This is a genomic window from Oceanisphaera pacifica (genome assembly GCF_017498065.1).
In the GTDB taxonomy this organism is placed as follows: Bacteria; Pseudomonadota; Gammaproteobacteria; order Enterobacterales; family Aeromonadaceae; genus Oceanimonas; species Oceanimonas pacifica.
Map to the genome: position 1 here is coordinate 1 of NZ_JAGDFX010000008.1, position 19,412 is coordinate 19,412.

Genomic DNA, 19,412 nt, shown 5'->3' on the forward strand with positions numbered 1-19,412 from the left:
GTTCGCCATTTAAAGTGGTACGCGAGCTGGGTTCAGAACGTCGTGAGACAGTTCGGTCCCTATCTGCCGTGGGCGTTGGATGATTGAGAGGAGCTGCTCCTAGTACGAGAGGACCGGAGTGGACGAACCCCTGGTGTTCGGGTTGTTATGCCAATAGCATTGCCCGGTAGCTACGTTCGGAATCGATAACCGCTGAAAGCATCTAAGCGGGAAGCGAGCCTCAAGATGAGTCATCCCAAGGGCTTTACGCCCTCTGAAGGGCCGTTGGAGACTACAACGTTGATAGGTTGGGTGTGTAAGCGCTGTGAGGCGTTGAGCTAACCAATACTAATGACCCGTGCGGCTTAACCATACAACACCCAAGAAGTGTGAGACCTTGCGGTCAAGAACAAACACAAATTATTTAAATCATACAAGCGCAATTTATTCTTAAGAATAAGGCACTTGTAGGGTCGAATTTATTCGACCGATTTTGATTCAGCTTTCTAGATTCCAATTTATGCCTGGCGGCCATAGCGCTGTGGAACCACCTGACTCCATGCCGAACTCAGTAGTGAAACGCAGCCGCGCCGATGATAGTGTGGCAGCTGCCATGTGAAAGTAGGTCACTGCCAGGCGCCCAATTAGTAGGGTCGAATTTATTCGACCAAGAAAGCCCTTCACCGATGTGAAGGGCTTTTTTACGTCTGGAGGTATGTGAGGGGTGAGGCGTAAAGGGTGAGGTGGACAAGCCAAAGCCAACCTTCACGCACCCTGCGAATACCGGCCTACATATTGCACGAATGTAGAGGCCGCTTCAGCTGGCCGGTGGCGCGGAGCGCCACACAAGCCATCACATCACACAGATCCCACAAAGACACACCGAAAATATACCCCAGTTCACATCGATGCCGCCTGTAGATCTTTGTTTTGCTGCGCAAAACCGGCCGACTACTCTTTACCTAAAATACGGGCCTCTACGTTCGTGCTGCGCCTTCCAATTGCAGCTTTAACTCAGCTTCACCATCTTCTAGGTTTACCTTTACTTTAAAGCCGAGCTTACGAGCGAGCCCTATCATGCCGCGGTTAGTCGGCATAGTGACACCGCTAAGGGTTTTAAGTCCCTTAATCGCCGCATAGCGGATTATTTTCTCCATTAATAAACGGCCTAATCCAGCCCCCTTAAGTGCCGAACGCACTAAGATGGCAAATTCAGCATCTTCGTTATCTGGATCCGATATGGCCCTAACAACAGCTAAAATCTTGCCATCGTCAGATACAGCAACAAACGCCATTTCACGGTCATAGTCTACTTGTGTCAAATGAGCTAACTCTTCATGGCCGATGACGACATCGGCAAAGAAGCGTTGATAACGATCTTCATCGGATACGTGATTAATAAAGTCCTTATGAGCGGGTTCATCTTCTGGTAACACGGGGCGCAGTAAAATAGTACGCCCATCTTTAAGAGTAGTCGTTTCTTCCCATTCGCTTGGATAGGGGCGTATCGCCAAACGCGCTTGCCCGTCACCACTAAAAGGCTGTAACTTGATATTCACATCGAGCGCGACTAGCTCTTTACCGGTTGCTAAAAGTGGATGAATATCGAGCTCGGTAATTTCAGGATGATTAATAATAAGGTGTGACACTTTGGTCAATACACGACACACGGCTTCCATATCCAGTGATTGATGGGAGCGGTTCGCTCTTAACTTACCGCTTTTAAGGGCATGGATGACCAAGTATCTGGCTAGTGCCATATTTAGTGGTAATAAAGAGACGGCAGCTTGCTCTTCGCCATCCCAATCAATGCCGCCATCGCCTAGCAGTATAATAGGGCCAAAGACGGGATCGGAACGCACGGCTATATGCAGCTCTTGTGAACCGGCGCGGCTGGCCATGGGTTGGACCATTAAGCCCGTAATACGCGCCCCAGGGTATGACTCTCCCACCCTGTCAAAAATAGCATCGGCTGATTGAGCAACTTCAGAGGCAGAGCGCAAGTTAAGGACAACCCCTGACACTTCAGACTTATGCACTATATCGGGAGAACGCAGTTTAATGGCGACCGGGTAGCCAATTTGCTCCGCTATGTGTGCGGCCTCTGTACTATCGCTGGCAATCCAAGTGGGCAGTGTTTGTATGCCGTAGGCGGCCATAAGGTGACTGACTTCGTGAGTATCTAGTTGGTAAATATCTTGAGAAAAGGCCTCTTGAATGAGGCCGTTAGCCGTTTTTTGATCGCTTGGCATATCAGAGATAGAGACCGGGGTTTCCATTAATAGCTTTTGGTTGCGCTTATATTCTACAAGGTGCATAAAAGCATTAGCGGCACTTTCAGGAGTGCGATAAGTGGGAATGCCGGCTTCGGTAAAACAACGTCTAGCCTCAAACGCACTGGTTTCACCTGACCAGTTGGTCAAAATATTAACGCGGCGCGCACGGGGATGATGTTTAAGTAATTGAATAATATCATTTGCTACCTTAATGCTGGAAACTGACGCAGAAGGCGCGTGCATAATTAAAATAGCGTCGCAGTCATTACTGTCGAGCAGTATTTTTAGCGTATCGGTATAACGTTTGATGGGGGCATCACCCACAATATCAATGGGGTTGGTGTGAGACCAAGAGGGCGGTAATAACTGGTTGAGCTGGTGATGGGTTTGTTCACTTAGCTCAGCCAATTTACCACCTCGGGATAACAAAGTATCTGTGGCCATGATGGCAGGGCCGCCGCCATTAGTGAGAATAACTAAGCGTTCACCTCGTAGACTTTGTGCATGATTAAGCGTCTCTACCGCAGCAAATAAATCGTGAGTGTCTCTAACTCTCAGCATACCTGCACGTCTAATGGCGGCATCGTAAGCTGCATCCATTCCTAGGTTCCCCCCTGAATGCAAGTGACCTAATTGCGCTCCAAGTTGGGTTTTGCCGCTTTTTACGACTAATACGGCTTTATTACGAGATGCAGTGCGTGCTGCCGTCATAAAGGTACGTGCTTCTTGCACTGAGTCCATATAAAGCAAGATGGCACGGGTATGACGATCTCTGGCTAAATAATCTAATAGCTGTGCAAAGTCGATGTCGCAGGCATCTCCCAAAGACACAAAGTGTGAGAAGCCAATATCATTGTGACGGGCCCAATCAAGAATTGTAGAGCACACAGCGGCAGATTGTGAAACAAAGGCAATACGACCCGGTTTGGCAGGAAAAGGCGCAAAACTAATGTTTAAGTCTAAATGGGGCAAAATGATCCCCATACTATTAGGGCCAAGCAGGCGCATTTTATGACTGCGGGCACTGTGCTTCATTTGTGTTAACTGCTCGAGAGTGGTGCCAGCCGCTAATATAATCGCGGCTTTACAGCCTTTATGGCCTAGTTGCTCTATTATGTCGGGGTTTTTATTACTGGGGGTGCAAATAATAGCCAAGTCGGGAGTGCGCGGTAGGCTGGCAATGTCGGGGTAAGCCATCACGCCTGCTATGGCTTCGTGTTTAGGGTTAACCGGCATAATAGGGCCTTTGAAGTTGCCTGCCAGCAGGTTTTTCATCACCAGTTTTCCCGCGCCATTTTCTCGGTGCGAAGCACCAATCACAGCAATGCTGGTAGGTTTAAATAGGGCGTCGAGTCCTTGCTGTGGCATGCTGGCTCCTTATTATATGGTCGAGTATCCAAGCTAGGTGTTAGGCACTATGGGCTATTATGGCCCTACGAATCACTATTTTTGATAAAGTATTAATGCTTACCGTTTGTAGCATATTATTTAAGGCTTGGCCTGTGTTTGATGTAAGAGACGTGAGCTTGATAGAGGTATTAAATGGACGTCTGGTTGCTTTTTATCCCTGCTTGTTTGGCGTTAAATTTAACGCCTGGCCCTGATATTTTCTTTGTGCTTTCGCAAGCATTAAGCACTCGTCGCTTTGCTGGCTTTTGGGCGGCGCTGGGTCTAGGGCTGTCTTATCTTGGGCATACGCTGTTAGCCGTAATTGGACTATCAGCGTTACTGATGCAGTCTGCGATGGCTTTTATTGTGATCAAATATCTTGGTGCCGCTTATTTACTGTATCTCGGTTGGACTTGTTTGCACACTGCAGCAACACTTGAACTTTTGGAAGTACCAAGTCGTGATAGTCGACTGCAAATTTTTTACCGTGGCTTGATGGTTGGCTTACTAAATCCTAAAGTTGCACTGTTCTTTCTGGCTTTTCTACCCCAGTTTGTTGATCAAGAACTGGGCTCTGTACCGGTGCAGCTGTTGATATTAGGTGCAGTGTTTACACTGACCGCCACTTTATGTAATGGCGCCTATGCGCTACTTGCTCAGCGTTTAAAACGAAGATTACAGGGCTCAAAGCGTGCGTCTGTGATAATGAATCGACTGTCGGGTTTCATTATGATGGCCTTGGGAGTGAGGCTGATTGTCATGTAGGGTTTCACGATAAATAATGAATTTGTTCGTTTAGTAATAACTGATACCTAAATAAGCTTTCTAGCGTCATAGTCAGATCAGGTAACATGGTTTAAATGCATCGCTTTCAAGGACTAACAATGCAATTTCCAACCTTAGAAGACTTTGTGGGCAATACCCCTTTGGTACGCCTGCAACGTTTGGCAAGCCATACCAAGAGTCAGGTTTTGGTTAAGCTAGAGGGAAATAACCCCGCAGGATCAGTAAAAGACCGACCGGCACTGAATATGATAAGCCAAGCCGAAACCCGTGGCGAGATTAAGCCGGGTGATACCCTGATTGAAGCAACCAGTGGCAATACCGGCATTGCATTGGCCATGGCGGCGGCCATTAAAGGCTATCACATGGTATTAATTATGCCCGATAACGCCACTGAAGAGCGCAAGGCGTCTATGTTGGCCTATGGGGCTGAGCTGATATTGGTGAGCAAGCAAGCAGGCATGGAAGGCGCGCGTGATCTGGCCGATAAAATGGCCGCCGATGGTAAAGGGGTGATTTTAGATCAATTTAATAACGCCGATAATCCAGAAGCGCATTACTTAACGACAGGCCCCGAGATTTGGCAACAAACTCAGGGTAGGCTAACCCACTTTGTATCGAGCATGGGCACCACCGGCACCATAATGGGCGTGTCTAGATATCTAAAAAAGCAAAGCGAAGATATACAAATTGTTGGATTACAGCCCTGTGAAGGTAGCAATATTCCAGGCATTCGCCGCTGGCCAGAGGCCTATTTGCCGGGCATCTTCGAGCAAAGCCGTGTTGATCAGGTGTTAGATATTAGTGAAGACGAAGCTGTGGCTACCATGCTGCGTTTAGCTCGTGAAGAAGGTTTATTTTGTGGTGTGAGCTCTGGCGGTGCGGTCGCCGGTGCGCTAAAGCTTGCCGAACAAGTGGATAACGCTATTATCGTCGCTATTATTTGCGACCGCGGTGACCGCTATTTATCGTCAGGAGTGTTTAACGGGTAACAGCAGGGAATAGGGATTGGGGACTGGAAAAGCGTGTCTGCCAATCCCTAGTCACGAATCCCTAATCCCCTTTTTGCCCTTTCAAGCTGTAAGCGCTAAGTTGCTGTCGGTGATCTGTTGCTCGCCAACATACAAGCGGCCGCCTTGGCTGCCTAAATACAAAGTTTGGCCACGGGTGACGCCTGTTAAATGCTGATGAGTCAATTGCGCCGCCATTAGTGTACCTGGCCAATCTTTAGGTTCTAACTCCAGTTGTACCAAGCTGCCACGGGCATTCACATCGGTGACCAATACCGGTAATGGATGCTGAACGTCGGGCGCTGTAGTGAGGCTTATCTCGTGGGGGCGTAAGTACCAGCTGGCGGCACCTTGCTTATGGCTGGCCACGGGAATTTGCAGTGGGTAATGACCGACCTGGAAACGACTGCCGGTAATGTCACCGTTAATTTTGTTTACTTCGCCTAAAAACTCCAACACAAAACGGCTGGCGGGCGCTTGCCAAATGGCATCGGGCGTACCGATTTGCTCAACATGACCTTGGCTCATGACTACCACTTGATCGGACACATCTAGCGCTTCTTCTTGATCGTGGGTGACAAATACACTGGTAAAATGCAGTTCGTCATGTAAACGACGTAACCAACGGCGTAATTCTTTACGTACTTGGGCATCTAGTGCGCCAAAAGGCTCATCAAGCAATAATACCTTGGGCTCTACCGCCAGTGAGCGGGCCAAGGCGACGCGCTGGCGTTGACCGCCAGACAGTTGGGCCGGAAAACGGTTCGCCACATGAGCCAGCTGGATCATTTCTAATAAGTTATTGACTCGGCGTTTAATTTCACTTTTTTCTGGGCGTTGAGCCTTAGGCATAATGCTTAAGCCAAAGGCGATATTGTCGAACACCGTCATATGGCGAAACAACGCATAGTTTTGAAACACAAAACCAACGTTACGATCGCGGGCATGCAAGTCGGTGACGTCTTCGCCGTTAAAACGAATGCGGCCGCCGTTGGCATGCTCTAATCCGGCAATAATACGCAACAGCGTGGTTTTACCCGATCCCGATGGGCCCAATAGACCGACCAGCTGGCCGCTTAGCAAGTCGAGGTTAATATCATGTAGCACCTGGGTTTTGCCGAAGGACTTGTGAATACCCTCAATCTGAATACTCATGCTGGATTACTCCTGTTCTTCAGCGCTTTGCAGGCGCCATTCAAGATAAGATTTAAATAATAAGGTGATCACAGCCATCAGTGTTAATAAGGCGGCAGCGGTAAACGCCCCCACGGCGTTATAGTCTTGATGTAATAACTCGACGTGTAGCGACAAGGTATTGGTCTCACCCCGAATTCCGCCCGAGACTACAGACACAGCACCAAATTCCCCTACGGCGCGGGCGTTGGTTAAAATAACGCCGTAAAGCAGTGCCCAGCGAATATTGGGCAAAGTAATGCGGCGAAATAACTGCCAGCCATTAGCACCTAATAATACCGCGGCTTCTTCTGAATCAGTCCCTTGGCTGCTCATCAATGGCACTAATTCGCGCACCATAAAGGGGCAGGTGACAAACACCGTTACCATTACAATGCCTGGCCATGCAAACATTAGCTGCATGTCGTAGCCGTCAAACCAGCCGCCCACAGGACCATTTACACCATACATTAGCAAATATAATAAACCGGCCACCACAGGCGAAACCGCAAAGGGTACATCCATTAAGGTGAGCAGCAACTGGCGGCCGCGAAAGTTAAAGCGGGTAACCAGCCAAGCTAACAAGGTACCGAACACTAAGTTAATGGGTACAGTCAGTGCCGCCACCATAAGTGTAAGGCCGATGGCGTGCAGCATATCGGGATCGTTGAGGTTTTCTAATACGCCCCCCACACCAGCGGCAAAAGCACCGGCAATAATAGCCAGTAAGGGCACCACTAATAACAGTATAGTGAGCAGGGTACCGGTGCCAATTAACAGCCAGCGGCCCCAAGGGCGAGAGGTGTGGCTCAAGGTGACTGATTTTTCCATTAGCTGTTACCTCGCACCCGGCGCATAAAGCGACTTTGTATGCCATTGATGGCAAAGAGCAACACGAAAGAAGCCAATAGCACGACGCTGGCAATAGCACTGGCGCCGGCATGATCAAATTCTTGGATTTTGATGAAAATCATCAAAGAGGTAATTTCAGTTTGCCAAGGCATATTGCCGGCAATAAAAATAACGGCACCAAATTCCCCCAAACTGCGGGTAAATGATAAGGCGGTACCAGTAATAAGCGCGGGCTTTAATTCGGGTAATACCACGCGGCTAAACGCCTGCCAGGGGCTTGCGCCCAAGATGGCCGCCGCTTCTTCATACTCTGGGCCTAAGTCTTCTAATACTGGTTGTACGGTACGCACCACAAAGGGCACGCTGGTAAATACCATGGCAATCACAATGCCCACCCAAGTATAAGAAACCTTAATACCTAACTCGGCCAAGGCTTCGCCGTACCAGCCGTTAGTGGCAAACAATGAGGCCAAGGTGAGGCCAGCCACAGCGGTCGGTAAGGCGAAGGGCAAGTCCATAAGCCCATCTAACAGGGCTCGGCCAGCAAAACGATAGCGGGTTAAAATCCACGCCATCAATAGGCCGAACACCATGTTAAATAAGCTGGCCACGGCGGCAGCACTAGCAGTCACCTTATAAGTGGCCACCACTCTTGGGTCACTAATCACTTGCCAGTATTGTGACCAGCCCATTTGGCTAGTGTTCATTATCAAGCCCGTTAATGGCAGCAAGATAATTAGACTGACAAACAGCAAGCTGGTACCCAAACTTAAGGTAAAACCGGGTAATACTCGCTTAGATGATCCCAAGAGCGCCGCCATGGTTTAGCGTCCTTGTGCTTGAAGCTGGTCTAGCGTGCCGCCACTAACAAAGTGATCTTGCATGGCTTGTTCCCAACCACCAAACACTTCTTCTACGTTAAACAGTTCGGTTTCAGGAAACTTATCAGCGACTTCTGCGGCTACTTCTTTATCGTTTACGCGATAGTAGTTATTAGCCAAAATACGTTGTGCCACTGGAGTGTATAAAAACTCTAAATAGGCTTTGGCTTCTTTTTCGGTGCCGTTACGCTTAACGTTTTTATCAACCCAGGTCACCGGAAACTCTGCCAATACGTCTACCGAAGGCACCACTACCTGATAGCCGTCGTCTGCGTATAAGTCGCGAATATTGTTTACTTCAGACTCAAAAGTGATCAGCACATCACCAATACCGCGGTCGATAAAGGTAGTGGTTGCGCCACGGCCGCCAGTATCAAATACCGCAACTTGCTTAATAAGCTTGCCCATGTGCTCAAGAATTTTTTCTTGGTCGCCATCAAACTGCTTATCAGCAGCGCCCCAAGCGGCTAAATACGTATAACGGCCATTACCTGAAGTTTTCGGGTTCGGGAACACCAACTGCACGTCTTCACGGGTTAAATCGTTCCAGTCTTGAATGTTTTTTGGATTATCTTTACGCACCAAAAACGCCATTGTGGATACATAAGGTGAGCTGTCGTTAGGTAGGCGAGCTTTCCAATCTTTCGGGATCAATTTGCCTTTTTGATATAGCACATCAACATCTGTCACTTGGTTATACGTGACCACGTCGGCGCGTAAGCCTTGCAAAATCGCCTGAGCTTGGCGAGAAGAGCCGGCATGAGTTTGCTTAATCTCTAGCGTTTCACCGGTTTCTTTTTCCCAGTGTTCAACAAAAATAGGATTAATTTCAGCAAACAATTCGCGGGCAATGTCGTAGCTACTGTTCAGCAGCTCTTTAGCTTGTACTGGTACCACTGAGCTTAAGCCGGCAGTGAGTAACAGAGTGGCAATAACAGATTTGCGCATAATGAGCTCCAAGAACATGAATAATGTTGATGAAGTAAGTCTAATAGATCTATAAGTGATTGATAAGTTGTTTTATATACCTTTTAAGTATACATAAGCAGAGGGGAGCATAATGGATAGGGGCAGCGCCGAGCGCCGAGCACCAAGCTAAAAACAAACACGGGCCCGAAGGGCAGCTGTCAGCTTTAAGCCGTCAGCGATCAGTTAAAGGCCAACACCAGAGACTAATCGGCAACGGAATCCACAGACGCCACGGAAAAATAGTGATCAGTTCTGAAAAATAAAGCTTTATGGGTAAAGGCCAGACACCAGATCTTTATCGGATAAGTTCTCACCATTAAATTTATTATCTTTGGTCGATCTTATCTCATCTTAATTTTTCCGTGGATTTCGTGTTCTTCCGTTGCAAAAATAGCATTAGTCTTGAGTGTGTCGGTGTTGAACTTATCTCGTCTGCTTCACTCTTTACGCCTCACCCCTCACACACCAATAAAAAAGGCCTGCTAATGCAGGCCTTTTGGCGTTCTTACTGTTGCTACTACACTCGTGCCTTACTTGGGGGTGGCGGGTGAAATAGGTTGTGCAGGTTTAGCGATTAAAGAGCGGGTGTCTTCAATGGCTTCGGTGATAATCACTTGCACCGTTTGACCCAACTCATACAAGGTTTCTTTGTCTAAGTAGACGCGGCCATTGTCCCAGCTGCATTCTAAACGGTCACGATTAGCTAAAATCAGTGATGACGGCATAAAGACGCCCGCCCCGTTTTCTTGTAAACGTAACCGTACACCGCCTCGGCTTACATCGACAATATCTGCGTCAAACACCTTGCCCTCGGCAACCGCTGGTTGCAAGAAACGCACGTATAACCAATCGGCAATATCGCGCTCGGCACGGCGGTGCATACGGCGCTGTTCCGACAAATGCACAGCCAGCTCATCACTTGGCACAAAGGCGTCGTGCGCTTGCTCAGTTAAAATCGCCTTAATTAAGCGATGGTTAACAATGTCGCCATATTTACGAATCGGTGAGGTCCAGGTGGCGTACGCTGTTAGGCCTAAACCAAAGTGTGGCCCAGGTGTTGGGCTCATCATGGCGAAAGATTGATAACGGCGGGTGCGGCTATCTAAATAGCTGGTTTCGCGCTCATCTACCCAACGGCGTAGGGCACAAAAGCCGTCTAGAGTAGATAAGGTAGCAGGGTCAAAGGGGGCGTCGTGAGCCTGTAAAAGCTCAGTTAGGCCGTCCATTTTCTCGGGATCAAAACCAGTATGTACGTTAAAAATACCGGTGCCAATACGCTCGTTTAACCAGTTGCCACAGGCTAAGTTAGCAGCAATCATCGACTCTTCAACCATTTGGTTAGCGATACGGCGATAATCAACCAAGATGGCGGTCACGCTGCTGTCGGCATCCAATGCAAAACGAAAGTCGGGTCTGTCTTTAAATACAATGGCGTGTTTGGCGCGCCAAGCGTTGCGCACTAATGTGAATTCATTCATTTGGCGCAGTTGTTCAGCTATGTCTTCAGTTGCTGGCTGCCAATCACCAATTTCTTCAATCCAGTCAGATACTTGGTCGTAGCTTAACCGAGCATGTGAGCGTATATTTGCCGCAAAGAACTCGGCGTTATCATCAACTTTGCCTTCAAAATCGATAAATAAGCGCGCGCATAATACAGGGCGCTCAACGCCTTCTTGCAGCGAGCAGAGTTCATCGGCCAGGGTGCGCGGTAACATAGGAATGTTGCGACCAGGCAAATAAACGGTAAAGGCACGCTCGGCGGCCACTTTATCCATGGCGCTGTTGTGAGCCACATAAGCGGTAGGATCGGCAATGGCAACTAATAGCTCCCAGCCGTTTTCTAAGCGCTTAATGCTCAGTGCGTCATCCATATCGAGGGTAGACTCACCGTCGATAGTGAAGAAAGGCACATCGGTGAGATCGCGTCGCGGTAATTTTTCTTCTACCTGCTGCCACTCGGCTTGGTCTGCGGGAGCTTGATTGGCAAGTTTGTTACGAGCCAACACCACCCACCAAGGAGCGATAGGATCACTCGTACCCGCAATCACTTCTACCACATTGGCAAAAAAACCATTATCTTTTAGCGCATGGCGAGTTAATTCACCTAACACCCAGTCGCCTTCTTTCAAGCTTTTTTCATCAATACCTTTGGCGGCACGAGCTTTAATGGCGTCTTTCATTAAGGGATGATCGGGCACAATATTTAAACGGTCACGAAACCACTTAACCCGGCCAACAAAGCGCGTAACACCGGCTTCAATCAGGGTTTCTGGCTCTACCAGCTCGCGATCGTTTTCGGTGCGCACTATGGCGGTAATGTGATCGCCATGCATGACTTTCTTCATGTGAGGCGGTGGAATAAAGTAGCTTTCTTTCTCGCTGACTTCTAAAAAGCCAAATGCTTTAGAGGTACCTTTAACAACACCTTCTTTAATAGGAAGGTCTTCACGCATTTGCTGCTTTAGCTGAGCTAATAGGGGGTTGTTTTGAAACATATATAGAAACCTGTCGAAATATGCAGCTGACTATACGGATTTACCTTCTTAAAGCCAAGAAGTCCTTAACTCTTAGACAGGGGTGAGTTGCGTGATATCGGGTTGCCCTAGATCATTTACTTGGGTATCTAACAAATAACGACAGCGGCCTAATGCCGCTTCAACGCCGGGGTTCCACGCTTGTGACAAACGTGCAAGCTGCTGTTGACCTAAGCGAGTTTGTAAGCTGTCGCCTATGATCACCTCTAATCCTTGGCGATGAGCGTGTGTGACTAATTGCTGACAGTCATTCAGGCCGCCTATTTGGGCGGGTCTAAGCACAACGGCGTTAAGCTCGGCAAATGGAGCAGGCAGGCGAATGCTCTTGGTATCGTTTGCATAACGCACTAAATCAAAGGCGACTGGCATTTGATATTGCTGTGCAAGGTGTTGGCCTGTAGCCATGTCTGATGCAGGGTCGAGCAGCCAATCGATGCGTTGTCGGTCAACGCGCTGCCATAAGCCTAATAACTGCTCGGCGGTTAGGTGACCACCGGCATCTAACACCAAGCGCACATAGGGTGCTAACAAACAAAGCTCTCGCACTAAGCCTGCATCGTATTGCACATCGCCCGTTAGCGTTAAGCAGGCGCGATTAGGCTGTATTCTGCGACAGCGCCATGCGCGCACTATGGGATCTCTTGGGCCCTCTAACAAAGGCAGGGTGGAGGCGGAATCTTCATTATTAGACAAAGCGGAGCTGACCTGTGCCAAAGCGCAATCAATGCCAAATTGCACGGCTGCTGTGGTGGCGCGATGAGGCAGGCCATTGCGCAGCCGTTGGCAAGCGAGACGTAAATCTTCTTCTATCGCTAATAAGGATTCAGCAGATGCAGCAGGAGGTGGGGCAATTTCGCCCCAAAAGCCGTCGATATTGATATAAAAGCCAGTGCGCTGTACTAAGGTGGTGTTATCAATGACTCGCGTCATGGTTAGCGGCAGCTGATAGCGATAAGTCGTTATTTGCATGGTGAGCCTTCTGTTATATCTTCACATAAAAATAACATGCTACTGAGGTGCTGACTAGCGATCGATATTGATATTAGTTAAAGCATAACGAATCTGTCTTGGTTACCATAACTTATTGCATTCACTACGTTAAAAGATAAAAAATTCATGTCATTACACTCTTGGTTATTAGCGATTCGGCTTAAAACACTACCTTTAACGCTGGCTGCTATTTTATTAGGCGCCGGCAGTGCGGCCAAGGCGGACAGTTTTAATGCTGTTGTTTTATTACTGGCACTCACCACAGCGTTATTACTACAAATATTATCGAATATAGCCAATGACTATGGCGACGGAGTACGAGGCACAGATTCAGGTGCGCGTACTGGCCCCACTCGAGTGTTGGCGTCTGGACAAGTGAGTGCGGTGCAATTACAGCAAGCCATGAAGGCGGTAGGCCTGTTCGCCGTGGTGTCGGGCTTATTATTATTGTGGCAGGCGTTGGGCAGCAATATTAGCGCTTGGTTAGGCTTTATCGCTCTAGGAGTATGTGCGCTATTAGCCGCACTGGGCTACACCTTAGGTCGGCGCCCTTATGGCTATTTGGGCTTGGGTGATATTGCGGTGTTTATCTTTTTTGGCCCGGTTGCGGTATTAGGTACCCATTATTTAATGCAACATCAGCTAACAGGTACGGCTGGCTGGGCGGCGCTAACGTCGGGGTTATTGTCGGTAACTGTATTGAATATTAACAACATTCGCGATCTTGAGGCAGATTTAATCGCAGGTAAACACACTTTGGCATTGCGGTTAGGTTTAGCCGGTGCCCGCATTTATCAGCTATTGCTATTAGCGGTGGTGGTATTGGCGGGCAGCCAAATTATGCAGGGAGTGGGCTTTTTAAGTTTGCTGGCACTGTGGCCATTAAGCAAAGCACTAATGCAAGTGTTAACCGTAACGGGCGGTGAGTTAAATCGCACCCTAGCGCTTACCGCCCAAGGCGCACTGCTGTTTTGTGGATTACTGGCGTTGGGGTTAGCTTGGTAATAATAGTAATAGAGCTATCCGCACAACGTAAGGTATTTTTTTGCATGTTCAGCTTTGCTTTTATAATTGAGATCTGATTTACTGGGATCTATCTTGTCGGAGTGCTCTATAAGAGCTGAGACCACCAATGTGGGATCCGTTGAACCTGATCAGGCTAGTACCTGCGTAAGGGAAGCAAGTGAGAGTATAGCGTACATTCTTCTGCTGTATTCTTCATCAACACTCCTGACAAGCTTTTTCACCAACATGGATTAACGTGAGATAGCTATGTCAACAGCAATACCAACCGAAGTAACCCAAGAAGCGACCCAACAGTCTGCTAAAAAAGTGAATCGCCGCGAAGTTCGCTCGCAAGCTCAAGCCTTTATCGATAATTTAAAAGGTGAACACTTTCCTAATTCTAAGCGAATTTATCTGCAAGGCTCGCGTCCCGACTTAAAAGTGAGCATGCGTGAAATTCATTTAGCCGACAGCTTTAAAGGTGGCACAGAAGCCAACCCTATTCTTGAACCCAATACACCTGTCCCCATTTATGACACCTCTGGCCCTTATGGCGATCCGCAGGCAAATATAGATGTGCGCCAAGGGCTACCCCAGTTACGTCGGCAGTGGATTTTAGACCGAGATGATACCCTTGAGTTAGCACAAGTCAGCTCCGAATTTACGCAAGAGCGCATGGCAGATGATGGTTTTGATCATTTACGGTTTGAGCATATGCCCAAGCCTCGTAAAGCTAAAGTAGGCCAATGCGTGACGCAAATGCACTATGCGCGTAAAGGTATTATTACGCCAGAAATGGAATATATCGCCATTCGCGAAAACATGGGCCGTGAGCGAGTACGCGATGCAATGCTGTTACAACAGCACAAAGGTGAAAGCTTTGGCGCGCATTTACCTGAAAACATTACCCCTGAATTTGTGCGTAAAGAAGTTGCAGAAGGGCGCGCTATTATTCCTGCCAATATTAACCATGCCGAATCTGAGCCTATGATTATCGGTCGTAACTTTTTGGTGAAAATTAACGCCAATATCGGTAACTCGGCGGTAACCTCCTCGATTGAAGAAGAAGTAGAGAAGTTAGTATGGGCAACCCGTTGGGGTGCGGATAACGTAATGGACTTGTCTACTGGGCGTAATATTCACGAAACTCGCGAGTGGATTTTGCGTAACAGCCCAGTGCCCATCGGTACTGTACCTATTTATCAGGCGCTAGAAAAAGTAAACGGCGTGGCCGAAGACTTAAACTGGCAAGTGTTTCGCGACACTTTAATTGAGCAGGCCGAGCAAGGGGTAGACTACTTTACTATTCACGCCGGTGTATTGCTGCGTTATGTACCCATGACGGCTAAACGGGTGACCGGTATTGTGTCGCGTGGTGGTTCTATTATGGCTAAATGGTGCTTATCGCATCATAAAGAGAGTTTTCTTTATGAACGTTTTCGCGATATTTGTGAAATTTGTGCTGCTTACGATGTGTCACTCTCGTTGGGTGATGGGATGCGCCCAGGCTCAGTAGCCGATGCCAACGACGAAGCCCAATTTGCCGAGTTATATACCTTGGGTGAATTGGCAAAAGTGGCGTGGGAATACGACGTTCAGGTGATGATTGAAGGCCCAGGCCATGTGCCGATGCACATGATCAAGCGCAATATGGAAGAGCAGCTTGAGCATTGCCACGAGGCGCCTTTTTATACGTTAGGTCCCCTCACCACAGATATTGCCCCCGGTTACGACCACTTTACCTCTGGTATTGGGGCGGCGCTTATCGGTTGGTATGGTTGCGCCATGTTGTGTTACGTGACGCCAAAAGAGCATTTAGGTTTGCCGAATAAAGAAGATGTGAAGCAGGGGCTAATTACCTATAAGATAGCCGCCCATGCTGCTGACTTGGCTAAAGGACACCCGGGGGCACAAATTCGTGATAATGCGCTGTCGTTAGCGCGGTTTGAATTTCGCTGGGAAGATCAGTTTAATTTGTCGCTAGATCCCCAAACAGCGCGCAATTATCATGATGAATCTTTGCCGCAAGAGTCAGGCAAAGTCGCCCATTTTTGTTCTATGTGCGGCCCTAAATTCTGCTCAATGAAAATTACCCAAGAAGTGCGCGAATACGCAGCAGAGCAAGAAGCCATCGCTATTCAGATGGTCGATATTGATGGTACTCATGAAACGGTAGTTGCGGGCATGGCACAGATGTCTGAAGAATTTAAAAAACGCGGCGGTGAACTGTATCACCAAGCGGATAAACTGGAGAAAGAATTGCTATGACAAGACCCATAGTCTGGACCATTGCCGGTTCTGATTCGGGCGGCGGTGCTGGAATACAGGCCGACTTGCACACCATTCACACACTGGGCGGCCACGGCTGCTCGGTTATTTCTGCCATTACCGCACAAAACTCTGTTGCTGTATCCATGGTTGAGCCTGTACTCATGCAGGCATTTACCAACCAATTGGTCTCATTAGCCACGGATATGCCGGCAAAAGCCATCAAAATCGGCTTGCTGCCCGGCGGCTTGCGTGCTGAAGTGCTGACGCGCTACTTGCGCGAATATCGCCGCCAATGGCAGCCATATGTGGTGTTCGATCCCGTCGCTATTGCAAGCACAGGTAAGGCGATGGCTGAAGCTAGCTTATTACCTGCTATAAAGCAGCATTTGTTAGCAGAAGTCGACCTGATCACCCCTAATGCTATTGAGTTAGCTGCTTTGTCGGGCATTGCGCCCGACTCTGCCGATAATGTACGAGCAGGCGCCGCAGCCTTATTAGAAATGGGGGCGCGGGCGGTGTTGGTAAAAGGTGGCCATTTAGATTGGTCTGACGCACAGGCCATCGATTTTTATACCGATGGTGAGCGTGAAATTTGGCTGGCTAGCCCCCGAGTGGACACCTCACATGGCCATGGCACGGGTTGTACTTTGTCATCAGCCATTGCCACCGCCATTGCACTTGATTACCCCATAGAAGATGCACTCGTGTTGGCTAAAGCCTATGTAAACCAAGGTTTAAAAGCGGCTCAGGGTGTGGGAGAGGGCCCAGGGCCTGTGGCTCATTTAGGTTGGCCGACGGATCTCAATGACTTCCCGACTGTGGTAATGCCAGGCTCTGCACTGGCACCGTCACTGGGAATTAGTGGCCCGCACCCGAGCGGTGAGTTTGCGGCCATGGATACACTACAGCTTGGTTTATATCCCGTGGTTACCACAGTGGCATGGCTCGAGAAATTGCTAAACTGGGGAGTGCGTACTTTACAGCTGCGTATTAAAGATAAAACCGATGCCGAAGTTGAGGCGGATATTAAAGCCGCCGTTGAACTAGGCGAGCGGTTTAATGCCCGTTTGTTTATTAACGATTATTGGCGCTCTGCCATTAAGTTTGGCGCTTATGGCGTGCATTTAGGTCAAGAAGACATAGAAATTGCCGAACTTGAAGCTATTCGCGCTGCGGGCCTTAAACTCGGTTTATCGACCCACGGCTATTATGAAATGCTGCGTGCCCGTGAACTTAAGCCTTCTTACTTGGCGCTGGGACATATTTTTCCGACCAAAACCAAAGATATGCCATCGCGTCCGCAAGGGCTTGAGCGCTTGCATCTTTATGTGGCGTTAATGGAGCAAGAGTTTCCATTAGTGGCTATTGGCGGCATTAGTCGTGATCGGGTGCCGTTAGTGGCTGAAACCGGCATTGGTAGCATAGCGTTAGTGACGGCTATTACCGAGTCCGACCATCCCGAAGCCGCTACGCGTGACTTACTAGCCTTGGTGGAGGGCTAATATGCTAAAAGATGGCGAACTGAGTGTTGATGAGCTTAGCGATAGCGAATTTATGCGCTACAGCCGACACTTATTGCTGGACGAAGTTGGCGAAACCGGTCAGCTCAAGCTGAAGCAGGCTTCTATATTGGTGGTAGGGTTAGGGGGGCTTGGTTCCCCTGCTGTGCAATACTTGGCTGCGGCGGGGGTGGGCACCTTGTGGGTTGCGGACTTTGACCATATTGAGATGAGTAACTTACAGCGCCAGACCCTGTATGATATGGACGTATTAAAGCAAAGTAAGGCAGAAACCGCGCGTATTAAGCTACAACAGCTCAATCCCGAAGTAGAAGTGATCGCCATCCATCAACAACTCGATGAGCAGAACCTGCCGGATTTTGTATCTGAAGTCGATTTAGTATTGGACTGCACCGACAATATTTTAATTCGTCAACAGCTCAATGCGGCCTGTTATAAAGCACAAACACCGCTCATTGTGGGGGCGGCTATTCGCTTTGAAGGTCAATTGCTAGCACTCGATCCTAAGCGAGACCATGGCTGTTATCGTTGTTTGTATGGCACCGATATTGGTGAGCAGCTTAATTGTAGTAATTCTGGTGTTATTGGTCCTGTGGTGGGCACTATTGGTCTGCTACAGGCATTGGAAGCCATTAAATATTTCACTGACACGGGCGTAGTGCCTTGGGGTGAATTAAAACTGTTTGATGCTAAACATCATAGTTGGCACGGCTTGCGGGTACCTAAAGATCCTGCTTGCCCGGTATGTGGACTCAAGGGAGAGAAATGATGCAAATAACACTAAATGATAAAACCATGATGTTGACAGAAGGCATTACTCTTGCCGAGCTATTGCTACAACTTGAACAAGATAAGCCGGGTGTGGCAGTGGCACTAAACAAAGAAGTGGTTGCGCGTAGCCAATGGACTAAGCACACCTTGAATACAAACGATAATATTACCCTATTTCAAGCCATAGCAGGAGGCTAACATGAGTCTTACCATTGCCGATAAAACCTTTAACTCTCGTCTTTTTACTGGAACCGGTAAATTTGCTAATAGCCAACAGATGAAAGACGCCTTTTTTGCCGGTGGTTCAGAGATGGTCACTATGGCAATGAAACAGGTTGATTTAGTGAACCACAGTGATGACATCTTGCCGCCGTTATTGGAATTAGGTGTACACTTATTGCCTAATACCGCTGGCGCATACACGGTCGAAGAGGCATTATTTGCGTCCCGTTTGGCGCGTGAGGCGTTGGGAACTAAGTGGGTGAAGTTAGAAGTACACCCAGATCCTAAGTATTTGTTGCCTGACCCAATAGAAACATTAAAAGCGGCAGAAATTTTAGTGAAGGAAGGTTTTATCGTACTGCCCTATTGCAGTGCGGATCCGTTACTGTGTAAACGGTTAGAAGAAGTCGGTTGTGCTGCTGTTATGCCACTGGGTGCGCCTATAGGTACCAATAAAGGTCTAGTAACGCACGACTTTCTGCAAATTATTATCGAACAGGCCAATGTTCCTGTGATTGTAGATGCGGGTATAGGTGCACCAAGCCATGCTGCCTATGCAATGGAATTAGGCGCGGATGCGGTATTAGTAAATTCTGGAATCGCCAGGGCAAAAGATCCTGTTGCCATGGCAAGCGCTTTTAAGCTAGCGGTCGAGTCTGGCCGCCAAGCTTATTTAGCCGGCCTGCCGAGCAAAAGCCAATATGCCCAAGCTACCAGCCCGCTTACTAACTTTTCTCAAAAATAGTTCTAAACTGAGCGGTTGAATAGGCTGATCTAGAATAAAGAG

General features: G+C 48.4%; 15 protein-coding genes, 2 rRNA genes and 1 riboswitch. Of the genes, 10 read left to right on the plus strand and 7 right to left on the minus strand.

Annotated features, from left to right (window positions below; all coding sequences use genetic code 11):
* Both J3U76_RS07930 and rrf read left to right on the plus strand, forming a co-directional pair.
* Nucleotides 1–352, plus strand: a 23S ribosomal RNA gene (locus J3U76_RS07930); the annotation flags it as partial.
* Between the two features lie 150 nt (nucleotides 353–502).
* Nucleotides 503–617 (plus strand): 5S ribosomal RNA (gene rrf / locus J3U76_RS07935).
* A gap of 339 nt (nucleotides 618–956) precedes the next feature.
* On the opposite strand, the gene J3U76_RS07940 is transcribed toward rrf, so the two are convergent.
* Complete coding sequence (locus J3U76_RS07940) at nucleotides 957–3,623, minus strand: bifunctional acetate--CoA ligase family protein/GNAT family N-acetyltransferase (protein WP_208005435.1); 2,667 nt, start codon at nucleotides 3,621–3,623, stop codon at nucleotides 957–959.
* Nucleotides 3,624–3,797: 174 nt separating this feature from the next.
* Here J3U76_RS07940 and J3U76_RS07945 point away from each other — a divergent pair, with 174 nt between their 5' ends.
* Together J3U76_RS07945 and cysM are read left to right on the plus strand one after the other, a co-directional pair.
* Complete coding sequence (locus tag J3U76_RS07945) at nucleotides 3,798–4,409, plus strand: LysE family translocator (protein WP_208005436.1); 612 nt, start codon at nucleotides 3,798–3,800, stop codon at nucleotides 4,407–4,409.
* 119 nt (nucleotides 4,410–4,528) lie between these two features.
* On the plus strand, nucleotides 4,529–5,419 hold the full coding sequence (gene cysM, locus J3U76_RS07950) for a cysteine synthase CysM (protein ID WP_208005437.1): 891 nt from the start codon (nucleotides 4,529–4,531) through the stop codon (nucleotides 5,417–5,419).
* 81 nt (nucleotides 5,420–5,500) lie between these two features.
* Here the strand turns inward: cysM and cysA are convergent, their stop codons facing one another.
* The 6 genes from cysA to J3U76_RS07980 form a co-directional block, all read right to left on the minus strand.
* On the minus strand, nucleotides 5,501–6,592 hold the full coding sequence (gene cysA / locus J3U76_RS07955) for a sulfate/thiosulfate ABC transporter ATP-binding protein CysA (protein ID WP_208005438.1): 1,092 nt from the start codon (nucleotides 6,590–6,592) through the stop codon (nucleotides 5,501–5,503).
* 6 nt (nucleotides 6,593–6,598) lie between these two features.
* The gene (cysW, locus tag J3U76_RS07960; RefSeq protein ID WP_208005439.1) at nucleotides 6,599–7,441 is read right to left on the minus strand and encodes a sulfate/thiosulfate ABC transporter permease CysW; all 843 of its coding nucleotides are present in this window, start codon (nucleotides 7,439–7,441) and stop codon (nucleotides 6,599–6,601) included.
* Nucleotides 7,441–8,283 (minus strand): sulfate/thiosulfate ABC transporter permease CysT, encoded by an 843-nt coding sequence (gene cysT, locus J3U76_RS07965; RefSeq protein WP_208005440.1) that lies wholly within the window; start codon nucleotides 8,281–8,283, stop codon nucleotides 7,441–7,443. Before cysT ends, cysW begins: the two co-directional genes overlap by 1 nt.
* A gap of 3 nt (nucleotides 8,284–8,286) precedes the next feature.
* Nucleotides 8,287–9,291, minus strand: coding sequence for a thiosulfate ABC transporter substrate-binding protein CysP (gene cysP, locus J3U76_RS07970; RefSeq protein WP_208005441.1), 1,005 nt, complete (start codon nucleotides 9,289–9,291; stop codon nucleotides 8,287–8,289).
* A 551-nt stretch (nucleotides 9,292–9,842) separates the two neighbouring features.
* Nucleotides 9,843–11,807 (minus strand): exoribonuclease II, encoded by a 1,965-nt coding sequence (locus tag J3U76_RS07975; RefSeq protein ID WP_208005442.1) that lies wholly within the window; start codon nucleotides 11,805–11,807, stop codon nucleotides 9,843–9,845.
* 72 nt (nucleotides 11,808–11,879) lie between these two features.
* A complete protein-coding gene (locus J3U76_RS07980) occupies nucleotides 11,880–12,815 on the minus strand; it encodes an o-succinylbenzoic acid (OSB) synthetase (protein ID WP_208005443.1) in 936 nt (311 codons plus the stop codon).
* A gap of 147 nt (nucleotides 12,816–12,962) precedes the next feature.
* On the opposite strand from J3U76_RS07980, the gene menA reads away from it, so the two are divergent.
* The 6 genes from menA (at nucleotide 12,963) to J3U76_RS08010 (ending at nucleotide 19,370) form a co-directional block, all read left to right on the plus strand.
* Nucleotides 12,963–13,841, plus strand: coding sequence for a 1,4-dihydroxy-2-naphthoate octaprenyltransferase (gene menA, locus J3U76_RS07985; protein WP_208005444.1), 879 nt, complete (start codon nucleotides 12,963–12,965; stop codon nucleotides 13,839–13,841).
* An 87-nt stretch (nucleotides 13,842–13,928) separates the two neighbouring features.
* Nucleotides 13,929–14,032: riboswitch (TPP riboswitch) on the plus strand.
* A gap of 76 nt (nucleotides 14,033–14,108) precedes the next feature.
* Nucleotides 14,109–16,109 carry a phosphomethylpyrimidine synthase ThiC gene (gene thiC, locus J3U76_RS07990; protein WP_208005445.1) on the plus strand — a complete coding sequence of 667 codons (2,001 nt, stop codon included), beginning with the start codon at nucleotides 14,109–14,111 and terminating at the stop codon, nucleotides 16,107–16,109.
* Nucleotides 16,106–17,614, plus strand: a complete 1,509-nt coding sequence (gene thiE / locus J3U76_RS07995) for a thiamine phosphate synthase (protein WP_208005446.1) — start codon at nucleotides 16,106–16,108, stop codon at nucleotides 17,612–17,614. Before thiC ends, thiE begins: the two co-directional genes overlap by 4 nt.
* 1 nt (nucleotide 17,615) lies before the next feature.
* Nucleotides 17,616–18,401 carry a HesA/MoeB/ThiF family protein gene (locus J3U76_RS08000; RefSeq protein ID WP_208005447.1) on the plus strand — a complete coding sequence of 262 codons (786 nt, stop codon included), beginning with the start codon at nucleotides 17,616–17,618 and terminating at the stop codon, nucleotides 18,399–18,401.
* The gene (gene thiS, locus J3U76_RS08005; protein ID WP_243454144.1) at nucleotides 18,398–18,601 is read left to right on the plus strand and encodes a sulfur carrier protein ThiS; all 204 of its coding nucleotides are present in this window, start codon (nucleotides 18,398–18,400) and stop codon (nucleotides 18,599–18,601) included. The genes J3U76_RS08000 and thiS overlap by 4 nt, the downstream gene beginning before the upstream one ends.
* Nucleotide 18,602: 1 nt before the next feature.
* Nucleotides 18,603–19,370: a thiazole synthase gene (locus J3U76_RS08010; protein ID WP_208005448.1), complete on the plus strand. Its 768-nt coding sequence runs from the start codon at nucleotides 18,603–18,605 to the stop codon at nucleotides 19,368–19,370.
* Nucleotides 19,371–19,412: the final 42 nt, after the last annotated feature.